Origin of the sequence: Kocuria oxytropis, from assembly GCF_040981195.1 — a bacterium.
GTDB classification, from domain to species: Bacteria; Actinomycetota; Actinomycetes; order Actinomycetales; family Micrococcaceae; genus Kocuria; species Kocuria oxytropis.
The window spans coordinates 113972-140115 of the sequence record NZ_JAVFXA010000010.1 but is presented as its reverse complement, the minus strand read 5'-3'; the positions used below and the strand labels follow the sequence as shown (position 1 = coordinate 140115).

General features: G+C 74.3%; 24 protein-coding genes. 14 read left to right on the top strand and 10 right to left on the bottom strand.

The annotated features are described in order from the left end of the window. Nucleotides 1-59 precede the first annotated feature (59 nt). The 4 genes from QYM41_RS11920 to QYM41_RS11905 are packed head-to-tail and all read left to right on the top strand — an operon-like array spanning nucleotide 60 to nucleotide 4032. On the top strand, nucleotides 60-983 hold the full coding sequence (locus QYM41_RS11920; RefSeq protein ID WP_298585647.1) for an ABC transporter permease: 924 nt from the start codon (nucleotides 60-62) through the stop codon (nucleotides 981-983). Then, nucleotides 976-1953 carry an ABC transporter permease gene (locus QYM41_RS11915; protein WP_368799973.1) on the top strand — a complete coding sequence of 326 codons (978 nt, stop codon included), beginning with the start codon at nucleotides 976-978 and terminating at the stop codon, nucleotides 1951-1953. Before QYM41_RS11920 ends, QYM41_RS11915 begins: the two co-directional genes overlap by 8 nt. Next, entirely contained in the window at nucleotides 1950-3008 is a 1059-nt protein-coding gene (locus QYM41_RS11910; RefSeq protein WP_368799972.1) for an ABC transporter ATP-binding protein, read from the top strand. Before QYM41_RS11915 ends, QYM41_RS11910 begins: the two co-directional genes overlap by 4 nt. Then, the gene (locus tag QYM41_RS11905; protein WP_368799971.1) at nucleotides 3001-4032 is read left to right on the top strand and encodes an ABC transporter ATP-binding protein; all 1032 of its coding nucleotides are present in this window, start codon (nucleotides 3001-3003) and stop codon (nucleotides 4030-4032) included. The genes QYM41_RS11910 and QYM41_RS11905 overlap by 8 nt, the downstream gene beginning before the upstream one ends. A gap of 31 nt (nucleotides 4033-4063) precedes the next feature. Here QYM41_RS11905 and QYM41_RS11900 read toward each other — a convergent pair whose 3' ends face one another. Further along, entirely contained in the window at nucleotides 4064-4996 is a 933-nt protein-coding gene (locus tag QYM41_RS11900; RefSeq protein WP_368799970.1) for a DNA-3-methyladenine glycosylase family protein, read from the bottom strand. A 199-nt stretch (nucleotides 4997-5195) separates the two neighbouring features. Here QYM41_RS11900 and QYM41_RS11895 point away from each other — a divergent pair, with 199 nt between their 5' ends. Next, a complete protein-coding gene (locus tag QYM41_RS11895; RefSeq protein WP_438612595.1) occupies nucleotides 5196-6449 on the top strand; it encodes an NRAMP family divalent metal transporter in 1254 nt (417 codons plus the stop codon). After that, complete coding sequence (locus tag QYM41_RS11890) at nucleotides 6446-7264, top strand: putative hydro-lyase (protein WP_438612594.1); 819 nt, start codon at nucleotides 6446-6448, stop codon at nucleotides 7262-7264. Before QYM41_RS11895 ends, QYM41_RS11890 begins: the two co-directional genes overlap by 4 nt. Here the strand turns inward: QYM41_RS11890 and QYM41_RS11885 are convergent. Beyond that, a complete protein-coding gene (locus QYM41_RS11885) occupies nucleotides 7227-7961 on the bottom strand; it encodes a GntR family transcriptional regulator (protein ID WP_368799969.1) in 735 nt (244 codons plus the stop codon). The genes QYM41_RS11890 and QYM41_RS11885 overlap by 38 nt on opposite strands. A gap of 113 nt (nucleotides 7962-8074) precedes the next feature. On the opposite strand from QYM41_RS11885, the gene QYM41_RS11880 reads away from it, so the two are divergent. Beyond that, nucleotides 8075-9034, top strand: coding sequence for an ABC transporter substrate-binding protein (locus tag QYM41_RS11880; protein WP_368799968.1), 960 nt, complete (start codon nucleotides 8075-8077; stop codon nucleotides 9032-9034). A 32-nt stretch (nucleotides 9035-9066) separates the two neighbouring features. Here QYM41_RS11880 and QYM41_RS11875 read toward each other — a convergent pair whose 3' ends face one another. The 3 genes from QYM41_RS11875 to QYM41_RS11865 are packed head-to-tail and all read right to left on the bottom strand — an operon-like array spanning nucleotide 9067 to nucleotide 13272. Further along, nucleotides 9067-10794 (bottom strand): acetyl/propionyl/methylcrotonyl-CoA carboxylase subunit alpha, encoded by a 1728-nt coding sequence (locus QYM41_RS11875; protein WP_368799967.1) that lies wholly within the window; start codon nucleotides 10792-10794, stop codon nucleotides 9067-9069. 4 nt (nucleotides 10795-10798) lie between these two features. Then, complete coding sequence (locus QYM41_RS11870) at nucleotides 10799-12511, bottom strand: 5-oxoprolinase subunit B/C family protein (protein ID WP_368799966.1); 1713 nt, start codon at nucleotides 12509-12511, stop codon at nucleotides 10799-10801. Continuing rightward, a complete protein-coding gene (locus tag QYM41_RS11865) occupies nucleotides 12508-13272 on the bottom strand; it encodes a LamB/YcsF family protein (protein ID WP_368799965.1) in 765 nt (254 codons plus the stop codon). The genes QYM41_RS11870 and QYM41_RS11865 overlap by 4 nt, the downstream gene beginning before the upstream one ends. Nucleotides 13273-13480: 208 nt before the next feature. Between QYM41_RS11865 and QYM41_RS11860 the strand changes: the two genes are divergently transcribed. Then, on the top strand, nucleotides 13481-13978 hold the full coding sequence (locus tag QYM41_RS11860) for a PTS sugar transporter subunit IIA (protein ID WP_368799964.1): 498 nt from the start codon (nucleotides 13481-13483) through the stop codon (nucleotides 13976-13978). A 19-nt stretch (nucleotides 13979-13997) separates the two neighbouring features. Here the strand turns inward: QYM41_RS11860 and QYM41_RS11855 are convergent, their stop codons facing one another. Then, nucleotides 13998-15209 (bottom strand): MFS transporter, encoded by a 1212-nt coding sequence (locus tag QYM41_RS11855; RefSeq protein ID WP_368799963.1) that lies wholly within the window; start codon nucleotides 15207-15209, stop codon nucleotides 13998-14000. 251 nt (nucleotides 15210-15460) lie between these two features. On the opposite strand from QYM41_RS11855, the gene QYM41_RS11850 reads away from it, so the two are divergent. The 3 genes from QYM41_RS11850 to ligM all read left to right on the top strand — a co-directional run bounded on the left by QYM41_RS11850 (nucleotide 15461) and on the right by ligM (nucleotide 18676). Then, a complete protein-coding gene (locus QYM41_RS11850) occupies nucleotides 15461-16333 on the top strand; it encodes a methylenetetrahydrofolate reductase (RefSeq protein WP_368799962.1) in 873 nt (290 codons plus the stop codon). Between the two features lie 17 nt (nucleotides 16334-16350). Further along, nucleotides 16351-17205 carry a formyltetrahydrofolate deformylase gene (purU, locus tag QYM41_RS11845; RefSeq protein ID WP_368799999.1) on the top strand — a complete coding sequence of 285 codons (855 nt, stop codon included), beginning with the start codon at nucleotides 16351-16353 and terminating at the stop codon, nucleotides 17203-17205. A gap of 61 nt (nucleotides 17206-17266) precedes the next feature. Further along, the gene (ligM, locus tag QYM41_RS11840) at nucleotides 17267-18676 is read left to right on the top strand and encodes a vanillate/3-O-methylgallate O-demethylase (RefSeq protein WP_368799961.1); all 1410 of its coding nucleotides are present in this window, start codon (nucleotides 17267-17269) and stop codon (nucleotides 18674-18676) included. On the opposite strand, the gene QYM41_RS11835 is transcribed toward ligM, so the two are convergent. After that, a complete protein-coding gene (locus QYM41_RS11835; protein WP_368799960.1) occupies nucleotides 18673-20739 on the bottom strand; it encodes a bifunctional anthranilate synthase component I family protein/class IV aminotransferase in 2067 nt (688 codons plus the stop codon). The two genes, ligM and QYM41_RS11835, sit on opposite strands and share 4 nt — an antisense overlap. Nucleotides 20740-21038: 299 nt before the next feature. Between QYM41_RS11835 and QYM41_RS11830 the strand changes: the two genes are divergently transcribed. Both QYM41_RS11830 and QYM41_RS11825 read left to right on the top strand, forming a co-directional pair. Further along, nucleotides 21039-21371 (top strand): putative quinol monooxygenase, encoded by a 333-nt coding sequence (locus tag QYM41_RS11830; RefSeq protein WP_368799959.1) that lies wholly within the window; start codon nucleotides 21039-21041, stop codon nucleotides 21369-21371. A gap of 73 nt (nucleotides 21372-21444) precedes the next feature. Continuing rightward, nucleotides 21445-22242 carry an IclR family transcriptional regulator gene (locus QYM41_RS11825; RefSeq protein ID WP_368799958.1) on the top strand — a complete coding sequence of 266 codons (798 nt, stop codon included), beginning with the start codon at nucleotides 21445-21447 and terminating at the stop codon, nucleotides 22240-22242. Between the two features lie 21 nt (nucleotides 22243-22263). Here the strand turns inward: QYM41_RS11825 and QYM41_RS11820 are convergent, their stop codons facing one another. Further along, the gene (locus QYM41_RS11820) at nucleotides 22264-23862 is read right to left on the bottom strand and encodes a GMC family oxidoreductase (protein ID WP_368799957.1); all 1599 of its coding nucleotides are present in this window, start codon (nucleotides 23860-23862) and stop codon (nucleotides 22264-22266) included. Continuing rightward, entirely contained in the window at nucleotides 23859-24473 is a 615-nt protein-coding gene (locus QYM41_RS11815; RefSeq protein ID WP_368799956.1) for a hypothetical protein, read from the bottom strand. The genes QYM41_RS11820 and QYM41_RS11815 overlap by 4 nt, the downstream gene beginning before the upstream one ends. A 132-nt stretch (nucleotides 24474-24605) precedes the next feature. Between QYM41_RS11815 and QYM41_RS11810 the strand changes: the two genes are divergently transcribed. After that, entirely contained in the window at nucleotides 24606-25070 is a 465-nt protein-coding gene (locus QYM41_RS11810) for a GNAT family acetyltransferase (protein ID WP_368799955.1), read from the top strand. On the opposite strand, the gene QYM41_RS11805 is transcribed toward QYM41_RS11810, so the two are convergent. Next, entirely contained in the window at nucleotides 25051-25977 is a 927-nt protein-coding gene (locus QYM41_RS11805) for a DUF5996 family protein (RefSeq protein ID WP_368799954.1), read from the bottom strand. The two genes, QYM41_RS11810 and QYM41_RS11805, sit on opposite strands and share 20 nt — an antisense overlap. Between the last annotated feature and the right edge of the window lie 167 nt (nucleotides 25978-26144).

Below are 26144 nucleotides of genomic sequence, written 5' to 3'. Positions count from 1 at the left end.
GCACCACCACCGTTCGACACCACCACTGTCCGACACCTCCGCACACCCCGAGGAGACCCATGGGGCGGTACGTCCTCCGTCGCCTGCTGCTGACCGTTCCGGTGCTGCTGGGCGCATCCCTGCTCATCTTCGCCATGGTCTACGCGCTGCCGGGCGATCCCATCCGAGCGCTCGGCGGTGACCGCCCGCTCTCCGAGGCGGTCCAGGCGCAGCTGCGCGCCGAGTACAACCTCGACGACCCCCTGCTGATCCAGTACCTGAAGTACCTGGCCGGCCTGGTGCAGGGGGACTTCGGCACCGACTTCTCGGGCCGGCCCGTCCTCGACACGATCCTCGACCGGCTGCCCGTGACCGTGCGGCTGGCCCTCGTGGCCGTGGGCTTCGAGATCCTCATCGGCATCCTCGCCGGTGTCCTCGCCGGCCTGCGGCGCGGGTCGTTCTTCGACAACCTGGTGCTCGTCTCGACCACGGTGGTCGTGTCCATCCCCGTCTTCGTGCTGGGCTTCCTCGCCCAGTACGTCTTCGGCGTCCGGCTCGGCTGGTTCCCCATCGCGGGCATCACGCAGGGCTGGTACAGCTACGTCCTGCCGGGCCTGGTGCTCGCCGCCCTGTCCCTGGCCTACGTGGCGCGGCTGACCCGCACCAGCCTCGCGGAGAACCTGCAGAGCGACTACGTGCGCACCGCGCGCGCCAAGGGCCTGAGCGAGACCACCGTGGTCGGCAAGCACGCCCTGCGCAACAGCCTGATCCCGGTGGTCACCTTCATCGGCGCCGACCTCGGCGCGCTGCTGGGCGGGGCCATCGTCACCGAGTCCGTGTTCAACATCCCCGGCCTGGGCCGGGCGGTCTACGACGCGGTGCTGCGGCAGGAGGGCGCGGTCGTCGTCGGGATCGTCACGCTCTTCGTCTTCTTCTACATCTTCTTCAACCTGGTGGTCGACGTCCTCTACGCCGCCCTCGACCCGAGGATCCGCTATGAATGAGCCCCGCACGCAGACGCGCCACGACCCGGCGCACGGCGCGGACGAGCACCGCGAGTCCTTCTCGGACCGCGTGGACGACCGCGCCGAGGAGCTGGCCTCCGCGGCCGCCGCGGGCGACGTCGAGCAGGCCGGCCTGTGGCGGGACGCATGGCGCCAGCTGCGCCGCAACCCGTTCTTCATCGTGGGCGCGGTGCTGTTCCTGACCTTCGCCGTGATGGCGGTGGCCCCGCAGCTCTTCACCTCCGTGGACCCGCGGGAGTGCAGCCTCGCCCGCTCGGGCGACGGCCCGCAGCCCGGGGCCCCGTTCGGCTACGACATCCAGGGCTGCGACTACTACGCCAACGTGGTCCACGGGGCGCGCATCTCGCTGGCCATCGGCTTCCTCGCCGTCCTGGGGACCCTGGTCATCGGGGTGGTGGTGGGCGCCCTGGCCGGCTACTACGGCGGCTGGATCGACTCGCTCCTGGCCCGGGTCACGGACATCTTCTACGGCCTGCCGCTCATCCTGGGCGCCATCATCCTGCTGTCCGTGCTGCCGGAGCGCGGCGTGCTGGAGGTCTCCCTGGCGCTGGTCGCGTTCGGCTGGATGACGGCGATGCGGCTGGTGCGCTCCAACGTGATCGGGGTCAAGCAGGCCGACTACGTGCAGGCGGCGCGGGCGCTGGGCGCGCGCACCGGCCGGATCATCACCAAGCACATCCTGCCCAACGCCATGGCGCCGGTGCTCGTGTACTCCACGATCGCCGTGGGCACGATCATCGCCTCGGAGGCGACGCTGACGTTTCTGGGCGTCGGCCTGCAGCTGCCCGAGATCTCCTGGGGCCTGCAGATCAACGCCGCCCAGAACCGGCTCCGCGACGCCCCGCACCTGATCCTGTTCCCCTCGATCTTCCTGTCCCTGACCGTGCTCGCGTTCATCCTCATGGGGGATGCGCTGCGCGACGCCCTCGACCCGAAGCTGCGCCGATGACCTCCTCCGTTCCCGCACCCGCCGCGTCCCCCGGGGCCTCCGCGCCCGGGGAGCCGCCCGTCCTCGAGGTCGACGACCTCGCCGTGGAGTTCCGCTCCCGCCGCCGCACCGTCCGTGCCGTCAACGGCATCAGCTACTCCGTCCGCGCCGGGGAGACCCTCGCCGTGGTGGGCGAGTCCGGTTCCGGCAAGAGCGTGGGCGCCCAGGCCGTCATGGGCATCCTCGACATCCCCCCGGCGCGGATCACCGGCGGGCGGATCCGCTTCCGCGGGCAGGACCTGCTGCGGATGAGCCGCAGGGAGCAGCGCGCGGTCCGCGGTCCGGGGATCGCCATGGTCTTCCAGGACGCGCTCTCGGCCCTCAACCCCGTCTTCACCGTGGGGCACCAGATCGGTGAGCTGTTCCGCGTCCACCGGGGCGCCTCCCGCGGCGAGGCCCGCGAGCGGGCGATCGAGCTCATGGAGCGCGTGGGCATCCCGGCGGCCCGCGAGCGGGTGGACGCCTATCCGCACCAGTTCTCCGGGGGCATGCGCCAGCGCGTGATGATCGCCATGGCGATCGCCCTGGACCCGGACGTCCTCATCGCCGACGAGCCGACGACCGCGCTCGACGTCACCGTCCAGGCCCAGATCATGGACCTGCTGAGCGAGCTGCAGCGCGACACCGGGATGGGGATGATCCTCATCACCCACGACCTCGGGGTGGTCAACGAGGTCGCCGACCGCGTGGCCGTGATGTACGCCGGCAGCATCGTGGAGAACGGGACGGTGGACGAGGTCCTGGCCCGGCCGCTGCACCCGTACACCCGGGGGCTGATGGCGTCGATGCCCAGCCTCGAGTCCCACGGCGAGCGGCTGCACCCGGTCACCGGGACCCCGCCGGACCTCTCCGCGGTGCCCAGCGGCTGCGCCTTCCACCCGCGCTGCCCGCTGGCGCGGTTCGGGCGGGCGGCGGCGCCGGGCAGGGACTGCGCGGCGGACGTCCCGGTCCTGCGCGAGGTCGTCCCCGGCCGCACGGCCGCGTGCCACTACAGCGAGGAGCTCGAGCATGAGTGAGTCACCGACCCCGACGACGGACGCCCCGCTGCTGGAGCTGCGCGAGCTCGCCAAGCACTTCCCGCTGACCCAGGGGATCGTGTTCCGCAAGACCGTGGGGCAGGTGCGCGCCGTCGACGGCGTGAGCCTGACGCTGGGCCCCGGGGAGACCCTGGGGCTGGTCGGGGAGTCCGGCTCGGGCAAGTCCACCGTGGCCAAGCTCGTCATGGGCCTGGAGCGGCCCACCGCCGGGCAGGTCCTGTACAAGGGCCGGGACATCACCGCGATGTCTGCCCGTGAGCTGCGGGACTACCGGCGCAACGTGCAGATCATCTTCCAGGACCCGTACTCGTCGCTGAACCCGCGGATGACGGTGGGCGACATCGTGGCCGAGGCGTGGGACGTGCACCCCAACTCCGTGGCCCGCGCGGACCGCGGTGCCCGGGTCCGGGAGCTGCTCGAGCGCGTGGGCCTGCGGGCCGACTACGCGAACCGGTACCCGCACCAGTTCTCCGGCGGCCAGCGGCAGCGCATCGGAATCGCCCGTGCGCTGGCCCTGCGCCCGGAGGTGATCATCTGCGACGAGCCCGTCTCCGCCCTCGACGTGTCCGTCCAGGCCCAGGTGATCAACCTGCTCCAGGACCTGCAGGACGAGTTCGGGCTGTGCTTCCTGTTCATCGCCCACGACCTCTCGGTGGTGCGCCACCTCAGCGACCGGGTCGCCGTGATGTACCTCGGCGGGGTGGTGGAGACGGGTGACCGGGACGCGATCTACCAGCGGGCCGCGCACCCGTACACGCAGGCGCTGCTCTCGGCCGTGCCCGTCCACGAGCCCGCCCTGCGCGGGTCCCGCGAGCGGATCATGCTCAGCGGCGACCTGCCCAGCCCGGCGGACCCGCCGTCCGGGTGCCGCTTCCGCACGCGCTGCTGGAAGGCCCAGGACGTCTGCGCCGAGCAGGTCCCGGAGCTCGTGGACCGCGGCCAGGGGCACCCCTCGGCCTGCCACTTCGCCGAGACCCGCGACCTCCTGCCCGGGCGGGCGTGACCGGCGGCGGCCGGGTCCCCGGGTCCCGGGCTCAGCCCGGCGGACCGGGGTGCCGGGGCCCGGCCGAGCCGGGGAAGGCCTCGCGCGCCCACAGCCGCATCACGGCGTAGCTGCGCCAGGGGCTCCAGGCGGCGGCCGCGGCCGCCGCGGCGGCGGCACCGGGGGCGCCGAGCGCGCGGCGCAGGACGAGGTCCTGGGGCAGGAAGACGTCCGGGTCGCCGAGCACGCGCAGCGAGATCGCCCCCGCCGTCCACGGGCCCACCCCGGGCAGGGCGAGCAGGCGCTCCCGCAGCATTGCGGCGTCCTCCCCGCCCGCGGCGCCGCCCGCCGGGGCGTCGAGGACGAGCCCGTCCTGCACCGCCACGGCGAGCGCGTGCACGGTCGCGGCCCGGCGGCGGGTGACGCCCATCTCCTGCTGCAGCCGGGACGGGTCCGTCCCGGCGATCCGCCGGGCCTCCGGGAAGGCGGCGGCGCCGCCGGGCACGGGCGTGCCGTGCCGGCGGACCAGGCGCCCGGCGAAGGTGCGGGCCGCGGCGAGGGAGACCTGCTGGCCGAGCACGGTCATCACCGCCGTCTCGAAGCCGTCCGGCGCCCCGGGCAGCCGGATCAGGGGCCAGGCGCGCACGTCCGCGGCGAGGGCGGGGTCGGCGGCCAGGGCATGGTCCGCGGCGGGGGACTCGGTGCCCTCGCCGAGCCAGCGGCGCACCCGCGCCAGCACGGGCTCCAGGGCCTCCGCCGCCCCGGGCGCCACGTGCACGGGCAGCCCGGCGGGAGTGAGGCGGTCCCAGCGGACGGTCACGGTGCGCGCCGTCCCGGCCGCGCGGACGGGACGCCGGTGGGCGCAGCCCGCCAGGTCGTCGCACCCGGGCACCGCCTGGGAGGCCAGGAAGTCGCGGAGGAAGCCGGGGGACGCCGGCGGGGGGAGCAGGACGTCCACGGCGCCCGCCGGCCCGTCGTGGTGCATGCGGTGCTCCCGGTGGTCGAGGGGTCGAGGTCCGGACCCAGCCTGTCCCGGGGGCGGGCGCCTGTCCAGACAGAAAGTCGCCGCACCCCCCTGTGCAGATTGTTCAACAATCACTAGACTGGCACGACAGTGACCGTGGCCACACCGTGGGGCCGGCGCCGTGCCGCGGCGCAGGTCGCCCCCGTCCCGAGGAGACCGCATGTCCAGCTCCGCACCTGCCCCGTCCGGACCCGAGAGCCGCGGCGCCGTCAGCAGCCCCGCGGCGATGCGGGCCGTGAACCGCTCCGCCCTGCTGGGCGCCCTCTTCCTGATGGCCACCAGCGCCATCGGCCCGGGGTTCATCACCCAGACCGCCAACTTCACGGTGCGGCTGGGCGCCGCCTTCGCGTTCGCGATCGTCATCTCCATCGTGGTGGACATCGCGGTGCAGCTGAACGTGTGGCGGATCATCGGCGTCTCCGGGCTCAAGGCCCACGAGCTCGGCAACCGGGTGCTGCCCGGTCTCGGCTGGGTCATCGCCGCGCTGGTCGCCACCGGCGGGCTCGTGTTCAACATCGGCAACACCGCCGGCGGCGGGCTCGGCCTCGACGCGCTGCTGGGCCTGGACCCCACGTGGGGTGGCGTCATCACGGCGCTGATCGCCGTGGGCGTGTTCGTCAGCAAGCGCGCGGGCGTGGCCCTGGACCGCATCGTGGTGGTCCTCGGCGTGCTGATGCTGCTCGTCACCACCTACGTCGCGATCGTCTCCCGCCCTCCGGTGGGGGAGGCGATGCGCAACGTGGTGCTGCCCGAGAACGTGGACTTCCTGGTCATCACGACCCTCATCGGCGGGACCGTGGGCGGGTACATCACCTACGCGGGCGCCCACCGCATCGTCGACGCCGGGATCACCGGCGTGGACAGCGTCAAGCAGATCTCCCGCAGCTCCGTGGTGAGCATCGTGCTCACCGGGGTGATGCGCTTCCTGCTGTTCCTGGCGATCCTCGGCGTGGTCGCCGGCGGCGCGCAGCTCTCGGGCGAGAACCTGGCCGCCCAGGCGTTCCTCTCCGCCGCCGGGGAGGTGGGGCTGCGCCTGTTCGGCGTGATCCTGTGGGCCGCGTCCATCTCCTCGGTGATCGGCGCCGCCTACACCTCGGTGTCCTTCCTCACGACCTCCCGCACGAAGCCCCGCACCCGCAACCTCATGACCATCGCGTTCATCGTGGTCTCGGCCACGGTCTTCGTCCTGCTGGGCCAGGCCCCGTCCACGCTGCTCATCGTGGCGGGGGCCGTGAACGGGCTCATCCTGCCGCTGGGCTTCGCGGTGCTGCTGTGGGTGGCCTGGCGCCGGCGGGACCTGCTGGGCGGCTACCGGTACCCCACCTGGCTCGCGCTCATCGGCACCGCGGTGTGGCTGCTCACCATCTACCTGGGCTACCAGTCCCTCAGCGGCATCGCCGCGCTGTGGGCATGAGCGCCGGGGGAGCGGCGGGCCTGCCGGGCCGCCCGGAGCGTGCCGGCCTGCCCCCGGGCGCCGCCCGGGCGATGTTCCGCAGCGGTCTCGTCACGCCCACCTCGGGCTGGTGCGACGGCTTCGCGCAGGCCAACCTGATCGTCGTCCCGCAGGACTGGGCCTTCGACGTCCTGCTCTTCGCCCAGCGCAACCCCAAGCCGTGCCCGGTGCTGGGCGTGCTGGAGGCCGGCGACGTGACCGGGCCGATGCTCGGCGGGGGCGACGTCCGCACCGACGTCCCGCGCTACACCGTCTACCGGGACGGCGCGGCGGAGGGCACCCGCACCGACCTGCTGGACGTGTGGCGCGATGACCTCGTGACCTTCGCCCTGGGCTGCAGCTTCACCTTCGAGGCGGCGCTGCAGGAGGCCGGGATCCCCATCGCCCACATCGAGCAGGGCGTCAACGTCCCGATGTACCGCACGGACGTCCCCTGCGCCCCCGCCGGGCGGCTGTCCGGGCCGCTGGTCGTGTCCATGCGGCCGGTCCCGGCCGGCCGGGTGGCGGACGCCGTGCGCATCACCTCCCGCTACCCCGCGGTGCACGGGGCCCCGGTGCACGTCGGCGCCCCGCAGGAGCTGGGGATCCGCGACCTCGCCGCCCCGGACTACGGGGACCCCGTGGAGATCCCGCCCGGGCACCTGCCCGTCTTCTGGGCCTGCGGGGTCACGCCGCAGGCGGCCGTGCTCGCGTCCGGGGTGCCCTTCGCCCTCGGCCACGCCCCGGGCCACATGCTCGTCACCGACCTGCCGAACTGGCAGTACCAGGTGCCCTGAGCCCGGCCGGCGCGGGGCCCTCCAGGGCGTCGAGCAGCTGCCGCCGGGAGGCCCCCAGGTAGTCGTGCATCTGCTCGGCGGACTCCTCGCGCCGGCCCTGCTCGAAGAGCTCGAGGATCCGGGCGTTGCGCTCGATCCAGGGCGCGTGGAAGGACGGGTCCTGCCGCATCGTGTAGAACACGAGCCGCACCTCCGCCAGGGTCCGGGACATCAGCTCGTTCTGGCGCACCGACCCGGCCAGCTCCACCACGCCGCGGTGGAAGCGCTGGTTCGCGTCCGCCATGCCCAGGACGTCCCGGCGGCCGCGGGCGTCCCGGCCGTCCTCGACGGCGGCGCGCAGCTCCGGGCAGGGGGCCGGCTCCGACCAGCGCAGCGCCGAGGTCTCCAGGGCCAGCCGCACCCGGTGGATCTCCCGCACGGCGTCCGGGCCCGGCCGGGCGACCGAGACCCCGCGGTTGGGCACCCGGACCAGCAGGTTCTCCCCGACGAGGACCGTGAACGCCTCGCGCAGGGTGTTCCGGGAGACCCGCAGCGCCTCGCTGACCCGGGCCTCGGAGAGCCGGGTCCCGGGCGGCAGCCGGCCGGCCACCACGCCCTGGCGCAGGACGTCCACGGCCCAGGGGATGGCCTCGCCCTGCGGTGCGGGCCCGGCCAGGGCGACGGCCGTCCTCAGGAACTCGTTTTCCACGGTGTTCATCAAGCCACCATCCTGACATCCCGCGGGGCCCGGTCCCGCCGCGGCACCCTGGTGGCGGACCCCGGCCGTCCCCTAGGCTTCCAGCACACCCGTCCCACTCCCTGGAGGCTTCGATGCAGAAGACCGGTGCGGCCCTGGCCGCGGCTGCCGTCCTGACCGTGACCGCGTGCGGGGGAGGGGAGCCCGGAGGGGCGGGCGGGGACGGCGAGCTGACCACGGTCAGCATCGGCGTCATCGCGAGCACGGACGTGGCCCCCCTCTACCTGGGGATCGAGCAGGGCTTCTTCGAGGAGGAGGGGCTGGAGCTCGAGATCACCCAGGCCCAGGGCGGGGCGGCCATCGTCCCGTCCGTGGTCAGCGGGGAGCTCGACTTCGGCTTCAGCAACGTGACGTCGCTGATCGTCGCCCGGTCCCAGGGGCTGCCGCTGCAGATCGTCGCCAACGCCAACAACTCCACCGGCGTCCGGGGCGAGGACTTCGCCGACGTCCTGGTGCGCGGGGACAGCGACATCCAGGACGCGGCGGACCTCGAGGGCCGCACGGTGGGCGTCAACACCCTGAACAACATCAGCGACACCACCATCCGCGCGGCCATCGAGGCGCAGGGCGGCGACCCCGGCAACGTCGAGTTCGTCGAGATCCCGCTGCCGGACATGCCGGCGGCCCTGGACCGGGGCGAGGTGGACGCGATCGGGTCGATCGAGCCGTTCCGGACGATCGCCCTGCAGGACGGGGCGCGCTCGGCCGTCTCCAACTACGCGTTCCCCATCGAGAACCTGACGGTGGCCGTGTACTTCACCACGGACGAGGTGGTCGCCGAGGAGCCGGAGATGGTGGAGTCGTTCCGGGCGGCCATCGAGAAGTCCCTCGAGTACGCGCAGGACAACCCCGACGAGGTCCGCGCCGTGCTGCCCAGCTACACGCAGCTCGACGAGGGGCTGATCGACCAGCTCGTCCTCCCCTCCTATCCCACCGAGGTGAACCGGCAGTCCGTGCAGGAGCTCGCGGACCTCGCCGTGCAGCACGGCCTGATCGAGGAGGCGCCCGACCTGGACGAGCTGCTGCCGGAGTGACCGCCGGCCGGGCGACCGGTGGCCGTGCCCGCTCAGGAGAGCCGGGCGATCACCTGGTCGGCGTCCACGGCGTCGCCGGGCCCCGCCAGGAGCTCGCGGACCGTTCCCGCCCGCGGCGCGGACACCCGGGTCTCCGTCTTCATGGCCTCCAGGACCGCGACGTCCTGGCCCGCGGCCACGTCCTCCTGCTCCGCCACCAGCCACGAGACGAGCGTGCCCGCGAAGGGCGCGGTGACGGCGCCGTCGTCGGCCGCCTCCGCCCCGGCAGGGGGCGCGCTGTCCGCGGGAGCGGCGCTCAGGGCCGCGGCGAGGGCGTCGGGGATCCCGATGCGCAGGCGCCGCCCGTCCACGTCCACGGTGAAGCGGGTGCGGCCCCCCTCGTCCGCGCGGGCGTACTCCGCGTCCGGGGCGAGCCGGTCGGCGAACTCCTCCTCGATCCAGGTGGTCCACACCCCGAGCTCCTCGTCCCCGGTGAAGGCGGGCTCGTCCAGCACGGTGCGGTGGAACGGGACCGTGGTGGCCACGCCGTGCACCTGCAGCTCGCGCAGCGCGGTGCGGGCGCGCACGAGCGCCTGCGCGCGGGTGGGGGCGCTGACGACGAGCTTGAGCAGGAGCGAGTCGAAGGTCGTGGCCACCCGGGTGCCGCGGCGCACCCCCGAGTCGACGCGCACGCCCGGGCCGGTGGGGGTGTCCACGGCCTCGACCGTGCCGCCGGAGGGCAGGAAGCCGCGGCCGGGGTCCTCGGCGTTGATCCGGAACTCGAACGCGTGCCCGCGCGCTGCCGGGGTCTCCAGCACCGGCAGGGGATCCCCGGCGGCCACGGTCAGCTGGGCGCGGACCAGGTCCACGCCGTAGACCTCCTCCGTGATCGGGTGCTCCACCTGCAGCCGGGTGTTGACCTCCAGGAAGGAGATCAGCCCGTCCTGGGCCACGAGGAACTCGGCCGTGCCCACCCCCACGTACCCGGCCTCCCGGAAGATGCCCTCGGCGGCGGCGGCGATCCGCTCGCGCTGGTCGTCCGTGAGGAAGGGTGCGGGGGCCTCCTCCACGAGCTTCTGGTGGCGCCGCTGCAGGGAGCAGTCCCGGGTCCCGAGCACGACGACGTGGCCGTGGGCGTCGGCCACGACCTGCGCCTCCACGTGCCGCGGGCGGTCCAGGAAGCGCTCCACGAAGCACTCGCCGCGGCCGAACGCGCTCTGCGCCTCGCGCGCGGCGGAGAGGAAGGCGTCCTCGACGTCGTCGAGCTCCCGGACCACGCGCATGCCGCGGCCGCCGCCGCCGTGGGCGGCCTTCACGATCACCGGCAGGCCGTGCTCCTGCGCGAAGGCGCGGGCGTCCTCCGGCGACTCGACCGGCCCGTCGCTGCCGGGCACCAGCGGGGCCCCCGCCCGCCGGGCGATCTCGCGGGCGGCGACCTTGTCCCCCAGCAGCAGGATCGTCTCCGGGGAGGGGCCGATCCAGGTCAGCCCGGCCTCGATCACCGCCCGGGCGAAGCCGGCGTTCTCGGAGAGGAACCCGTAGCCCGGGTGCACGGCGTCCGCGCCGCACCGGAGCGCGATCGCGAGGATCTCGTCCCCGTCCAGGTAGGTCTCGGTGGCCGAGCTGCCCTCCAGCGCGTAGGCCTCGTCGGCCAGCCGGACGTGCGGGGCGTCGGCGTCGGGGTCGGCGTAGACGGCCACGGACCGGAGCCCGGCCTCGGCGCAGGCGTGGACGACGCGGACGGCGATCTCCCCGCGGTTGGCGATCAGGACTGTGCGCACGGTGCTACTCCTGGGAGCTCTCGGTGGGTGTGTCAGGGGGTGTGCCGGCGGGTGTGCCGGCGGGTGTGTCGCCGGAGGTGTTGCCGGGGGTGTCGGTGGTGGCGCCGGCGGTCCCGGGCGCACCGTCCCCGGTGCGCCCGCCCGGGGGCGGCGCGTCCAGCTCGGGCGCCGGCACCGGCACGAAACGCAGGGACCGGCCCGGGCGCAGCTGGGCGAGCACGCCGAGGTCCTCCGGGTGCACCACGCCCAGCACGGGGTAGCCGCCGGTGGTGGGGGCGTCCTGCAGCAGCACCACCGGCAGGCCCGAGGGAGGGACCTGGACGCAGCCGGGCACGGTCCCCTCGCTGGGCAGCTCGTCCGTGCGCTCCCGCGCCAGCGGCTCGCCCGTCAGCCGGGCGCCCACGCGGTCGGAGGAGGCCGTCAGCTCCCACTCCTGGGCGAAGAACGAGGTGACGGCGGCGGGCGTGAACCAGTCGTCGCGGGGGCCCGGGACCACGCGGACCGCGGGCACCGCGGGCGGGTCGGGCACCGGCTCGGGCTGCCGGACGGCCGTGCCCGGGTCCGGCCCCACCGGCAGGGTGTCGCCGGCGGCGAGCGGGTCCGGACCCAGCCCGGCGAGGGTGTCCGCGGAGCGGCTGCCCAGCACCGGCGGGACGCCGAGGCCGCCCCGGACGCCCACGTACACCCGCGCCCCGGCGGTCACGGCGCCGACGGCCAGCCGTTCGCCGTCGCGCAGGGCGAAGGGGGTGCCGAGCGGGGGCCGCCACGGCGCCGGGCCGGTCACCGTGAGCGCCGCCCGCGCGCCGGTGACCGCCAGGACGTGCTCCCCGTGGGCGGTCAGCTCGAGCCCGCCCAGCAGGTTCTCCAGCACCGCCGCAGCCGGGGCGTTGCCCACGAGCCGGTTGGCCGAGGCGGCGGCGGAGGCGTCGAGCGTGCCCGAGGGGGAGACCCCCAGCGCGGCGGAGCCGGCGCGGCCGGTGTCCTGGACGAGCGTCTGCAGTCCGGCGGAGCCGACCTGCAGGTGCGGCCCGGGCACCGGGGGCGCGGGATCGGGGGCGGACGGGGTGAGCCGCGCGAGCTCGCGCACGGGCCGGTAGCGGACCCGGTCCCCGGGGCGCAGCAGGGCCGGGTCGTCGCGGCCGAGGTCGAACATCCGGGCGTCCGTGCGCCCGATGAGCTGCCAGCCGCCGGGGGAGCTGCGGGGGTAGACGGCGGAGAACCGCCCGGCCAGGGCCACCGACCCGGTGGGCACGGTGGTGCGCGGCGTGTCCCGGCGCGGGACGTCCAGGCCGTCCTCGGCGTCGCCCACGCAGTAGAAGAAGCCGGGGGCGAAGCCGGCGAAGGCCGCCGTCCAGGTCTGCTCCGAGTGGGCCCGGACCACTCCGTCCGCGCCCAGACCCGTGAGCTCGCCGACGGCCGCGAGGTCCTCGCCGTCGTAGACGACGGCGACGGTCACGGTGCGGGCCGCACCGGTCCCGGCGCTGCCGCGGGGGACGGTGCGGGCGGTCCGGACGGCGTCCCGCAGCGCGGCGGTGCTGCTCGCCCGCACCACCACGGTCCGCGCGCCGGCCACGCAGTCCACGAGCCCGGGCAGGTCCGCGCCGGCGAGCCGCGCGTGCACCGCCACGGCGTCGTGCAGGTCCGCGCACTCGACGAGCGCCGCGCGCGGGCCGAGCGGCCGCACCGCGCGGGGCCGGTCCTCCTCCGGCGTGCTCACAGGAAGCTGCCGACCCGCAGGCCGGCCTCCTCGAGGGCGCCGCGCACGCGCTCGGCGATGGCCAGCGCCCCGGGGGTGTCCCCGTGCACGCAGATGCTCTGGGCGTCGACCGCCACGAGCGAGCCGTCGACGGCCTCGACGACGCCCTCGACGGCCATCCGCACCACGCGGGCGGCGATCTGCTCGGCGTCGTGCAGGACGGCGCCGGCCTCCGTGCGGGGCACGAGCGTGGCCTGCGGCGTGTAGCCGCGGTCGGCGAAGGCCTCGCGGACCGTGCGCAGCCCGGCCGCCCGCGCCTGCCGCTCGATCTCGGAGCCGGGCAGCACCAGCAGGGGCAGGGCGTCGTCGACGTCGCGCACGGCGTCGACCACGGCCCCCGCGTGCTCCTCGTGGTGGACGATCGCGTTGTAGAGGGCGCCGTGCGGCTTGACGTAGCTCACCCGGGTCCCGGAGGCGCGGGCCAGGGCCTGGAGGGCCCCGATCTGGTACACCAGCTGGTCGGTCAGCTCCGCCCGGGGCACGGCGATGAAGCGGCGCCCGAAACCCTTCAGGTCGTCGTAGGAGACCTGGGCGCCCACGGCCACGCCCTGCTCGGCGGCCACGGTGCAGGTCCGGCGGGCGACCGTGGGGTCCCCCGCGTGGAAGCCGCAGGCCACGTTGGCGCTGCTGACCACGTACAGGACGGCTTCGTCGCCGTCCATGGCCCAGGCGCTGAGCGACTCGCCGCAGTCCGCGTTGAGATCGATGTCGGAGGGGGACATGCTGTGCTCCTTGTCACGTCGGTCCCTCCAGCATGCCCTGTCCGAGGAGATTGTTCAACAATATTTGCCGTCGGGATCCGATCCCCGCCGAGGGGTGGACCGCCGGTCCCGACGCTCGTAGGGTGGCCCGCACGAGGGCACGAGGGCACGAGGGCGCCGCGGCAGCACGGCGGGACCGCGCCGCCCTCCTCCACCGAGAGGACAGCGCATGAGCGAGTGGACCCCCGGCACCGCGGACGGCTCCCCGGGGTCCGTCCTGGCGCACCTGAGCGAGTCGACCGTGCTCCTGGACGTGCCCGGCGCGGACCGGGACGGCGTCATCCGGCAGCTCGCCGAGCTCGGCGCGCACACGGGACGGGCCTACGACGCGGACGAGACCGTGGCCGCGGCCCTGGCCCGGGAGGAGGAGGGCTCCACCGGCGTCGGCAACGGCGTGGCCCTGCCGCACGCCGAGTCCGCCGGGGCCGAGCGGCCGATGGTCGCGTTCGCCCGCAGCACGGAGGGCGTGGAGTGGAACGCGCTCGACGGCGAGCCGGTGCACCTCGTCTTCCTGATCTCCCTTCCCGCCGAGCGCACCGGGGACGAGCACCTGGAGCTGCTGGCCCAGCTCTCCCGGGCACTGGCCGAGGAGCCCTGCCGGCGGGCCCTGCTCGGGGCCGGGAGCGCCGCCGAGGTGCTGGCCGTGCTGGCCGAGGCGCTCGGATGACCGGACCGGGCGCTCGCGCTCACTCGCGGATGAGACGGGCCCGCCCGGCCTGCCAGCCGAAGACCGCCGCGAGCACACCGACCACGGCGAACATGACGCCGGCCGCCGCGAAGCCGCCGGTCCAGTGCAGCAGCTGCCCCACCAGGAAGGTGCCCGAGGAGCCCAGGCCGTAGCCGACGCCCTGCATCATGCCCGAGAGCCGCACCGCCATGTCGGAGCTGCGGGTGCGCAGGGCGATCATCGTCAGGGCCACGGCCGTCAGGGCGCCCTGGCCCAGCCCCAGCAGCCCGGTCCAGACCCAGATGAGCTGCACGGGCCCGAAGATCGAGAGCACGAAGCCCCCGCCGGCCATAAGGGCCACCGCGGCGTTGAGCACCCGCTGGTCGGCCAGCCGGGCGGCCAGGACCGGGGCGACCAGGGACCCCGTCATCTGGAGCAGGATGGACACCGCCACGATCAGCCCGGCCGCGGCGCCGTCGATCCCGCGGTCCCGCAGGATGGGGGCGAGCCAGGCGAAGACGCTGAAGGACATCATGGCCTGGAAGACCATGAACAGGGTGATCTGCCAGGCCACCGGGGAACGCCACGGACCGGGCCCGCCGGTGTGCGGCGGCGGGGGGCCGGGCGCCCGGTGCCGGAGGGCCACCGGGACGAGCAGGGCCGCCACGAGCGCCGCGGGCACCGCCCACACCGCCAGGGCACCCCGCCAGGAGCCCGTCGCCTGGAACAGCGGATAGGTGAGACCCGCGCCCAGGGCCGCCGAGGCGCAGATCGCCGTGGTGTAGAGCCCGCTCATCAGCCCGATGCGGTGGGCGAAGTCCCGTTTCACGATGGAGGGCAGCAGCACGTTGCCCACGGCGATCGCGGCGCCGCACGCGACCGTGCCGGCCAGCAGCTGCGGCACCGCACCGGCCCCGGGCAGCCCCCGGGCCGCCAGGCCCAGGGCCAGTACCACCATGGCGCCCAGCAGCACGTTCTCGGCGCCGAACCGGCGGGCCAGGCGTGGCGCGAACGGCGCGAAGACGCCCAGCAGCGTCACGGGGGCCGTGGTCAGCACGGTGACCGCCCATCCGGGCAGCCCGGCGGCCGCGGTGATCTCCGGGAGGATCGCGGAGAAGCTGGAGAAGACCGTGCGCAGGTTCAGGCCCACCAGGACCACGCACGCGGCGAGGTAGACCAGTGCCCTGCGGGATGCCGGGAACGGCGTCGGATCGGCCTGCGGACTCGGCACGGACGGGTCTCCTTCCGGGGTGGTGCGCGGCGCGGGACCGGCGGGGCCGGGCGCCCTCGAGGCGCGCGGGTCCACAGTACTGTGCCGGCGCCGCACTCCCGCCCACACCGCCGGCCTGGGCGGCGATTTCTCCGCCGGCACGCAAAACACTCTGTACATAGTTATTGTGACCTGGAACACTGGCGGCCAGGACACATCCCACGCCGACGGCGCGCGCCCCGGGCCCGCGCCGCGGAAAGGAGTCGGAAGCGATGCCGATCGACACACCCGGGGCGGACCCGGCCGCCGCCCTGCTGCAGGACTTCTCCCTCGAGATGACGGGCAAGGACGTCCCGGCGCTCGAGGAGGCCGCCGCCGTGATCCCCCCGGGGACCCGGATCAACGTGACCTTCCTCGGCAACGAGGACCTGGGCATGCGCGTGGCCGCGGCCCGGACGGTGCGCGAGCACGGCTTCGTGCCGGTGCCCCACCTCTCGGCGCGGCGGCTGCGCTCCCAGGACGAGCTCGAGGAGTTCCTCGCGGCGCTCGCCGAGGCCGGTGCCGCGGAGCACGTCTTCGTGGTGGGCGGGGACCCCGAGACGCCGCTGGGCCCCTACGAGGACTCCCTGTCGGTGATCCGCACCGGGGTGCTCCAGCGGCACGGGGTGCGGGGGATGGGCGTCAGCGGGTACCCGGAGGGCCACCCCGGCATCGACGACGCCACGCTCTGGTCGGCCCTGACCGACAAGACCGCCGCGATCCGCGAGCAGGGCCTCGAGCCCGAGGTCATCACCCAGTTCGGCTTCGACCCGGACCCGGTCCTGGAGTGGCTGGCCGAGGTGCGCCGCCGCGGCGTCGACGCCCCGGTGCGGATCGGGGTGCCGGGCCCGGCGGGCGTCAAGCGCCTGCTCGGCTACGCGCGCCGCTTCGGCGTGGGCACCTCGGCCGGGATCGTGCAGAAGTACGGCTTCTCCCTGACGAACCTGCTGGGCACCGCCGGCCCGGACCGGTTCGTCCGCGAACTCGCCGCCGGCCACGACCCCGCCGTGCACGGGCGGGTGCTGGTGCACCTCTACACGTTCGGCGGCCTGCGAGCCACGGCCGAGTGGGCCCGGGAGTTCGGCGCGGGCGGGAGGAGCCGGTGAGCGCCGGCCGGGCGTCGATGCTCCGCCCGGACCACGCCAGCCTCGTGGTGCACGGCCGGGACCAGCCGGGGATCGTCTCCGTGGTCACCTCCGTGCTCGCCCGGCACGGGGCGAACATCGTGGCCCTCGACCAGCACTCGGACGACCCCGAGGGCGGGGCGTTCTTCCAGCGCACCGTCTTCCACCTGCCCGGCTACCCGGCGCAGCGCCCGGCGCTGGAGCAGGACCTCGGCGCGGTCCTCGCGGACGGCTTCGAGCTGGAGTGGCGGTTCACGGACCTCGCGGTGCCGCGGCGGGTGGCGATCTTCGCCTCGAAGTCCGACCACTGCCTGCTGGACCTCATCTGGCGCCAGCGCCGGGGCGAGCTGCCCGTGACCATCTCGATGGTCGTCTCCAACCACCCCGACATGGCCGAGGACGTCCGCGGCTTCGGCATCCCCTTCTTCCACGTCCCCACCCGGGACAAGAAGGCGGCCGAGGCGGAGCACCTGCGGCTGCTGCAGGGCAACGTGGACCTCGTGGTGCTCGCCCGCTACATGCAGATCCTCTCCTCCCCGTTCCTCGAGGCCGTGGGCGTCCCGGTGATCAACATCCACCACTCGTTCCTGCCGGCCTTCATCGGCGCCGCCCCCTACCGCAAGGCGAAGGAGCGGGGCGTGAAGATCATCGGGGCCACGGCGCACTATGTCACCGAGGATCTCGACGAGGGCCCGATCATCGAGCAGGACGTGGTCCGGGTCTCGCACCGGGACTCCGCCCAGGAGCTCGCCCGGCGCGGCGCGGACGTGGAGCGCCAGGTGCTCTCCCGTGCCGTGCTGTGGCACTGCCAGGACCGCGTCATCCGGCACGACCGCCAGACCATCGTGTTCTGAAGCCCGTCCCCGCCCCGGGCGCGCACCGCCCCGGGGCACCACCGCAGAGAAGGAGCTCACCGTGGCACCCCGCACCCTCCAGGACGTCCTCGACGCCTCGAACGGCACCGTCGAGCTGCTGCGCAACTCGCAGATCGGCGCGTACGTCTATCCCGTCGTCGCGCCCGAGTTCCACAACTGGCGCAGCGAGCAGAAGGCGTGGCGGGAGACCGCCGTGCTCTACGACCAGTCCCACCACATGGACAACCTGTTCATCCGCGGCAAGGACGCGCTGAAGCTGATCTCGGACACCGCGATCAACAGCACCGCGACCTTCCCCGTGAACAAGGCGAAGCAGTACGTGCCCACCACCCCGTCCGGCCACGTCATCGGCGACGGCATCCTGTTCCACCAGGAGGAGGACGAGTACGTCTACGTGGGCCGGGCCCCGGCCGCCAACTGGCTGCTGTACCACGGCGAGACCGGCGGCTACGACGTCGACATCGAGGTCGACCGCCGCTCCCCGTCCCGCCCGATGGGCAAGCCCGTGGTCCGGAAGTACTGGCGCTTCCAGATCCAGGGCCCCAGCGCGTGGCAGATCATCGAGAAGCTCAACGGCGGTCCCCTCGAGCAGCTGAAGTTCTTCACGATGGACCGGATGAACGTGGGCGGCGCCCAGGTCCGCACCCTGCGCCACGGCATGGCCGGGGCCCCCGGCCTGGAGATCTGGGGTCCCTACGAGTCCTACGACCAGGTCCGGGCCACGATCCTCGAGGTCGGCGCCGAGTTCGGGATCGTGCCCGTCGGCGCCCGGGCGTACCCCTCGAACACCCTCGAGTCGGGCTGGATCCCGTCCCCGCTGCCGGCGATCTACACCGGCGAGGGCACGGCGGACTACCGGAAGTGGCTCGGGGCGGACAGCTACGAGGCCACCAACGCGCTCGCCGGCAGCTTCGTCTCCGAGAACATCGAGGACTACTACCTCACACCCTGGGAGCTGGGCTACGGGTCCTTCGTGAAGTTCGACCACGACTTCATCGGCCGCGACGCCCTGGAGGGGGCGGACCCCTCGACCCAGCGCCGGAAGGCGACCCTGGCCTGGAACGCCGAGGACATGACGAAGATCTTCGCCTCCCTCTTCGACACCGAGGGACCGGACTACAAGTACTTCGACCTGCCCCTGGCGAACTACGGGTCGTCCAACTACGACGCGGTGGTCGACGCCGACGGCCGCACCGTGGGCCTGTCCCTGTTCACCGGCTACAGCTACAACGAGCGCAAGGGCCTGTCCCTGGCCACCGTCGACCCGAACGTGCCCGAGGGCACCGAGCTGAAGGTGGTCTGGGGCGAGCCGGACGGCGGCAGCCGCAAGACCACCGTGGAGCCGCACGAGCAGCTCGAGGTCCGCGCCGTGGTCAGCCCGGTGCCCTACTCCGAGGTGGTGCGCAAGGACTACCACGGCGGCTGGCGGACCGCGTCCGCCCAGGGCTAGCCGAGGAGCGGTCCGAGGGACCGCAGCACGGGCCCGGGCTCCCACCGGCGCACCCCGTCGACGGCGCCGACGGGGTGCGCGCCGGCCACCGAGTTGGTCACGAACACCTCGGTGGCGCGGGCGAGCTCCTCCCACCGCACCGGGCGCTCGCGGACGTCCGCCCCGGCGGCGCGCAGCGCCGCCAGCACGCGGGCGCGCACCACCCCGGGCAGGATCCGGCCGTCCGCGGGCGGGGTGAGCACGGCGCCGTCGACGACGACGAAGACGTTGGCCCGGCCGGTCTCCAGGAGCGTGCCGTCGGCGTCCACGAGCAGCGGGTCGCAGCTGCGCGACCACAGGCCCGGGACCGGCTCGTGGGCGAGCACCCTGCGGTCCGCCCACTTGTGCCCGCCCAGTCCGCCGGGGAGCCGGACCGGGACGAGCCGCCACGGCGGCACCGGCTCCGGCGGGAGGGCCGTGGCCGTGACCGTCACGCTCAGGGCGCCCGCCGGGGCGGGGACCGCCGTGATCCGCAGCCGGTGCGGGCCCGGGAGCGCGGCGGCCCGCTCCTGCACCTCGCCGCGGACACCCCGGGGCAGGTCGGCGCCGTAGCACGTGCGGCAGCTGGCGCCGAGCCGCCCGAGGTGGGCGTCGAGGTCCACGGGGGCGCCCTCCCGCACGAGCAGGGTGGTGAACACCCCCTCCCCGGACGCCGGCGGCAGCACGGGCAGGGCGGGGAGGGTCTCGGGGCCGGTCGCGGGCCGGTGCCCCTCCCAGTCCTGCCGGAGGTCCCCGTCCAGCTCGGCCCCGACGGCGTCGAGAAGGGGTACCGCCTTCACGAGCGTCTCGTGCGCCTCGTCCACGGGGTCGGAGTCGGCCACGATCCCGCCGCCCACGCCGAGCCGGACCCGGTCGCCGGTGAACTCGAAGGTGCGGATCGCCACGTTGAGCACGAGCCCGGCCGGGCCCGCCGTGCCGATCGCCCCGGTGTAGACCTCGCGGGCCGCGGGCTCGAGGGCGTTGACGATCTCCATGGCCCGGATCTTGGGCGCGCCGGTGCAGGAGCCCGGCGGGAACGTGGCCCGCAGCAGGGCCCCGTCCCCGAGGCCCTCGGGCAGCCGCCCGTGCACGTCCGCCACCAGGTGGTGCACCCCGGTGTGCGGTTCGACCCGGGGCGCCGCGGGCGCCCGCACGGAACCGGGCACGCACGCCCGGGAGAGGTCGTTGCGCATCAGGTCCACGATCATGACGTTCTCCGCCCGGTTCTTCACCGAGGCGTGCAGCGCCGCGGGGTCGCTCGCGGCCGGGGCGGTGCCCTTGATCGGGGACGTCAGCACGTCCCGCCCGGTGCGGCGCAGGAACAGCTCCGGGGACAGGCTCGCCACCGCCCCCTGCGGCAGGCGCAGGAACGCGGCGAAGCGCGGGGCGAGGGCCTGCTGGCCGGCGCAGAACAGGTCCAGGGGATCGCCCCGGTACCCGGCCTCGAGGCCCCGGCAGATGTTGGTCTGGAAGACGTCGCCGTCCCGGATGTGGCCCAGGACAGCGGTCACGGCGGCGGCGTGCGCGGTCGCCGAGGCGTCGGCGGTGAAGGGATCGCACCCGTAGGGCGCCGGTCCGTGCGGGGTGCCCGGCGCCGCCAGGGCGAGCCGGCGCGCGGCCGCCACCCGGGCCGGGTCCGTGCCCGGCAGCCACTCGAGCACCCAGGCGCCGTCCGCGGCGCGGTGGCGCAGGACGTGGTCGTAGTACCCGAGGTGGTGCTCCGGCAGCCGGGCGGGTCGCGGCGGGGCGGCCGGGAGCCGCTCCAGCCGCCGGGCCAGCTGGTAGCCGAGGTAGCCGATCCAGCCGCCGCCGAAGGCGGCGCCGGAGTCCTCCGTCCCGGTCCCGGGCTCCTGCGGCGCCGGGGCGTCCAGGGCCGCGAAGGGGTCCTCGGCGGCGTCCAGCACCCGCAGCGGCCGGACGCCGATCACGGTGTCGCCGTGGTGCCAGTCGCCGAACAGCCCCACCAGCCCGGGCTCGTCCCGCAGGGCCCGCAGCATCTGCACCGGGGACAGGTGCACCCCGGTGAGGATCTCCTCCCTGACCATCCCGGTCTCAGCCGTTCCCCGGGCCGGTCCCGGACGGTGCGCCGCCGCCGGGGGAGAAGCGTCCGTCGACGATGCGCGCCCGGAGGACGTCCACGAGGGCAGTGGTGAGGTGCGGCTCATGGGGACATGATCCCACCCCGGCCGCCGGCGGCTCGACCGGCGGTCCCGGCCGCGGCGGAGCAGAAGGCCCGCCGCGGTTATCGGCCCGCGATAACCCGGCTTGGCGGCCCGCGGCGCGGGCCGCGAGACTGGCACCGAGAGCCCCGGGCGCCGGGGCGTCCGCACAGGAGGGAGCAGGGATGATCTTCATCGTCGTCAAGTTCAAGGTGAAGCCGGAGTGGGCCGACCGCTGGATCGACTACTCGAAGGAGTTCACGGAGGCCACCCGCGCGGAGCCGGGCAACCTGTGGTTCGACTGGTCCCGCAGCGTGGACGACCCGCACGAGTTCGTGCTCGTCGAGGCGTTCGAGGACGACGGCGCGGGCCCGCACGTGAACAGCGACCACTTCAAGAAGTTCACCGCGGAGGCCCCCCAGGCGCTCGTGGAGACCCCGCACATCATCAGCGAGCAGATCTCGGCCACGGGCTGGAACCGGATGGGGGAGATCACGGTCGAGCAGACGTCCCGCTGATCCGCCGTCAGGCCGGGAGCGCCGCGCTCCCGGCCTGTTGGCATGCGCAACCGGGCACGCGAGAATGTGAGGCATGACCGCACCCGACTCCGGCATGGCCTCGGTGCAGAAGGCCTTCGCGCTGCTCGACGTGATCGCGGCCGATCCGCGAGGGGCCACGGCCAAGGACATCAGCACCGAGCTCGGGATGCCGCTGCCCTCCGTCTACCGGCTGCTGCAGACGCTGGTGGCCTCCGAGCACGTGGTGCACCTCCGGGGCCAGCGCCGCTACGGGCTGGGCTACAAGGTGCACGCCCTGGACCTCTCCCTGCGCCGGCAGGTCGGCACCCCGGTGACCGTCCGGCGGGCGGTCCGGGAGCTGCACGTGAGTGCCGATGCCGCCGCCTACTTCGCCGTCTACCGCGGTGACGCGATCGTGGTAGCGCACGTGGTCGACTCCCTGCGCCGGCCGCGGATCGACCCCCTGGACTTCGGCTTCACGGACGCCGCCCACGCCACGGCCTTCGGCAAGATCCTGCTCTCGCGCATGGACGACCACGAGGTGGCGGACTACCTGGGCCGCCACGGGATGCGGCCCCTGACGGAGCGCACGCTCAGCACGCCGGAGGAGCTGGCGCAGGAGCTCGGGCGGGTGCGCTCGGAGGGGATCGCCGTGGAGCGCGAGGAGTTCGTGCCGGGGGCCTCCTGCCTGGCCGCGCCCGTCGTCGACGCCGCCGGGCGCACGCTGGGCTCCGTGGCCGTGTCGCTGCGGCCGGAGGACTTCGAGCGGCGGCACCGGTCGATCGCCCCGGTCCTGCGGGGCGCCGCGGACCGGGTGGGGCGGGCCCTGCGCGCGGCGGAGGGCTGCCCGGCCGGCCCGCCGGCCGGCTGAGCAGCCCTCCGCCGCCCGGTCCTACAGGTGCCGGCCGGCCAGCTGCTCGGCGATGTAGTCCGCCTGCCGGGCGGCCAGGGCCACGATCGTCAGCGTCGGGTTCGCCGCGGCGCCGGTGGTGAACAGGGAGCCGTCCGCCACGAAGAGGTTCGGCACGTCGTGGGTCTGGCCGAACCCGTTGGTCACCCCGTCCTCGGGCCGCTCGCTCATCCGGGCCGTGCCCATGTTGTGGGTCGCCGGGTAGGGCGGGGTGTGCTGCACGGACGTCGCGCCCACGGACTCGTAGAGCAGCGAGGCCTGCTGGTAGCCGTGGTTGCGCATCGCGATGTCGTTCGGGTGGTCGTCGAAGTGCACGTTGGGCACCGGCAGCCCGAGGTGGTCCGTGACGGCCGTGTTGAGGGTGACCCGGTTGCTCTCCTGCGGCATGTCCTCGCCCACCACCCACATCCCGGCCGTGTTCTCGTAGCCGTCCAGCATGGCCGCGAACTCCGGGCCCCAGGACCCGGGGTCCCCGAAGCTGGCGAGGAACGCGGGCCCCAGGGAGATCGTCTCCATGTAGTAGCCGCCGGCGAAGCCGCGGTCGACGTCGTGCCGGGACTCGTCCGCGACGATCCCGGCCATCGTCTCGCCCCGGTACATGTGCACCGGGCGCTCGAACTGCGCGTAGACGGAGCCCGTGGTGTGGCGCATGTAGTTGCGGCCCAGCTGCCCGGACGAGTTCGCGAGCCCGTCCGGGAACAGCGGGGAGCCCGAGAGCATGAGCAGCCGGGGGGTCTCGATCGCGTTGCACGCCACCGCCACGACCCGCGCCCGCTGCCGCTGCACCTGGCCCTGGGCGTCGACGTAGAGCACGCTGTCGACCAGACCCTTCTCCGTGTGGGTGATCTGCACGGCGTGGCAGTCCGGGCGCAGGTCGAGGTTCCCGGTGCGCAGCGCCTTGGGGATCTCCGAGACGAGGGTGGACCACTTCGAGCGGTTCTTGTCGCCCTGGAAGTTGAACCCGTCCTGGACGGAGGCCGGGCGCCCGTCGTACGGCTCGGCGTTGGTGCCGTAGGGGCCGGTCGCGTAGTGCCGGTAGCCGAGCTTCTGCGCGCCCGCGGCGAGCACCTTGTAGTTGTTGTTCGCCGGCAGCGGCGGGCGGCCGTGCCGGTGGGTGGAGCCGATCTTCTGCTCCGCCCGGTCGTAGTACGGGGCGAGGTCCTCGAGCGTGATGGGCCAGTCGAGCAGGTTGGCGCCGTCGACGCGCCCGTAGACGCTGCGGGTGCGGAACTCGTGGGCCTTGAAGCGGGGCGTGGCCCCGGACCAGTGGGTGGTGGTCCCGCCCACGGCCTTGACGATCCACGCCGGCAGGTTGGGGAAGTCCCGGGCGATCCGCCACGAGCCCGTGGTGGTCCGGGGGTCCAGCCAGGCCATCTGGTGGAAGGCCTCCCACTCGTCGTTGACCCAGTCCTCGGGGGTCAGGTGGGGTCCGGCCTCGAGGAGCACCACCTTGATGCCCTTCTCGGTCAGCTCGTGGGCGAGGGTCCCGCCGCCGGCCCCGGAGCCGATGACGACGACGGCGGAGTCGTCGTCGAGCTCGATCCGGGCGGCGCGCTGCCGGTCCTGGGGGGTGGTGGTCATGCGGTCTCTCCGTGGTCGATGACGTCCGACCCCTTGAAGAGGTCGTTGAAGGGCTGGTCCGTGGTCTCCGAGGCGCCCTGCTGGTCGAGGTTCCACCCCTCCTTGGGGGCGGCGGTCGCCACCTCGTAGCCGAGGGGGCCGTACTCGGTCAGCTCCTCCTCGGACTCCTCGATGCGCGGCTCGGGCAGCCAGTCGAGGTCGTCGAAGCCGCGGTGCAGGTAGCCGCCCTGCGAGAAGGACTCTCCCTCGTAGCCCAGGGCCTCCCACACCTCGTGGTCGTCGTAGAGGTGCAGCACGGTGGTGCGGCGGATGAAGCCGAAGAACTCGAGGTCGGCGATCCGCTTGAGCACCTTCAGCGCGGCGTCGTCGTCGAGCTCCGTGAACGGCCGGTCGCTGAGCGAGTTCAGGGTCAGCAGTCCCTGGGTCAGGGCCATCCGGAACCACGTGGAGCTCTCGGCCTCGGCGACGATCTTCTCCGTCATCCGTTCGTAGGGGCCGTCGGGGATCCGGGGGTGGGGGAACGCGACCCGGATGACGCGCGTCAGGGTGCGCTTGGCCTCGTCGGTCAGGGCGAGGGCGTTCAGGGCGGAGTACTTCGCGGGATAGACCATGGGTCTCCTCCTCGTCGGCGGTGACGGGTGTAGCTCAGAGTGTGAGCCAGCTCACGGGGCGGTGCCAGGGCCGTTATCGCAGGGCGAGAATCGGCGGGCCCGTGAGAGCATGGGCGCACCGAAGGAGGCCGCGTGATCGTCGAACGACTGCCGGAGCACCTGCGCGAGGAGGCCGTGTCCCTGTGGCAGGACGCCGGTCTGACCCGCCCCTGGAACGATCCCCGCGCGGACCTGGACCGGGCGCTCGGCAGCCCGTCCTCCACCGTCCTGGCCGCCGTCGAGGACGGCCGCCTCACGGGCACCGCCATGGTCGGCCACGACGGCCACCGGGGTTGGGTGTACTACGTGGCCGTGCACCCGTCCCGCCGGGGACAGGGGCTGGGCCGCGAGCTGATGGCCGCCGCCGAGCACTGGGTGGCCGGGCGCGGCATCCCGAAGATGCAGCTGATGGTCCGCACCACGAACACGGGCACCCGGGAGTTCTACGAGCGGATGGGCTACGCCGTGCAGGACACCGTGGTGCTCGGGAAGTTCTTCGACCCCGAGCGGCAGGCCCGGCAGAGCGGCCCCGCCCGGCTCAGCGGAGGGGATCGGTGACGCCCTCCGGGCAGTCGTAGCGCGTGAAGTCCCAGGCGCTGCGCCGTGCCCCGGCCCGGTAGGCGCTGTCCCAGAACTCCAGGACGGCCCCGTGCGGATCGGGCAGGGACCGCACGGCGTCGTAGCGCAGGACCGCGAGGTGGCCCGTGCCGCGCTCGCTCCAGACCGCGGCGTCCGGGCGCAGGGGTTCGCCGGCCAGCCCGTCCGGCTCCGGGGCGGTGTAGGAGTAGAAGGCCGGCTCCGGGAAGGCGGGGTCCCCGAACCAGAACCCGGAGCTGATGACCTCCCGGGAGTAGGCCTCCCGGGTCACCGGGTCCGTGCCGGGCGCCGGGTCCACGGAACGGTCGGCGAAGCGGGTCACGGCGATGTCGAAGGTGTGCCAGAAGTGGTGCACGGGGCTGGTCTTGCCGGACCAGCCCGCGGCGAACTCCTCCAGCAGCAGGTTCACCCGGCTCAGGACCTGCCAGTAGCGGGTGACGGCGGCACAGTCGTAGGCGGCGTGCTCGGCGTCGGCGCTGAACGGGCGTGCGGAGTCGGGGAGGTCGAAGGGGTGGGGGCGGGCGATGGTCACCTCCGCGCCGACCGCCGCCAGGGCGTGCAGCACCCGGGCGTGGAACTCGGCGACCGACAGCCCCGGCAGGGCGAAGGAGGTCCGGACGCCGGCGGTGGTGCTCACGTCGAGCCGGTGGTCGAGGAAGTCGAAGTCGATCGTGAAGACCGGGTCCCGTCCCATCGGGCGGGTGGTGATGCCCCGGCCGGTGAGGTGGAACGGGACGTTCCACCAGTGGTTCCGGCGCGGCGCGGACGCCAGCCGCACCTTGCCGACCACCTGGGCGAACCGGTGCACGGTCTCCAGGGTGTCCCGCCAGGACTCGTAGGCCATCTCGGGGAACGCGGGCTGGGTCATGGGTGCCTCCTGCACCCAGTGTGCGGCCGGACCGGCCCGGGCGTCCAGGACGCCGGGACCGGACCGGCGCTCCCGGTGGGACACTGGACGCAGACGAGCCGGTGGCGGCGCGCAGCCCCGGGCAGGGGCCCCGCGCCGGAGCCGGGAACGACGACGAACGGGTTGCC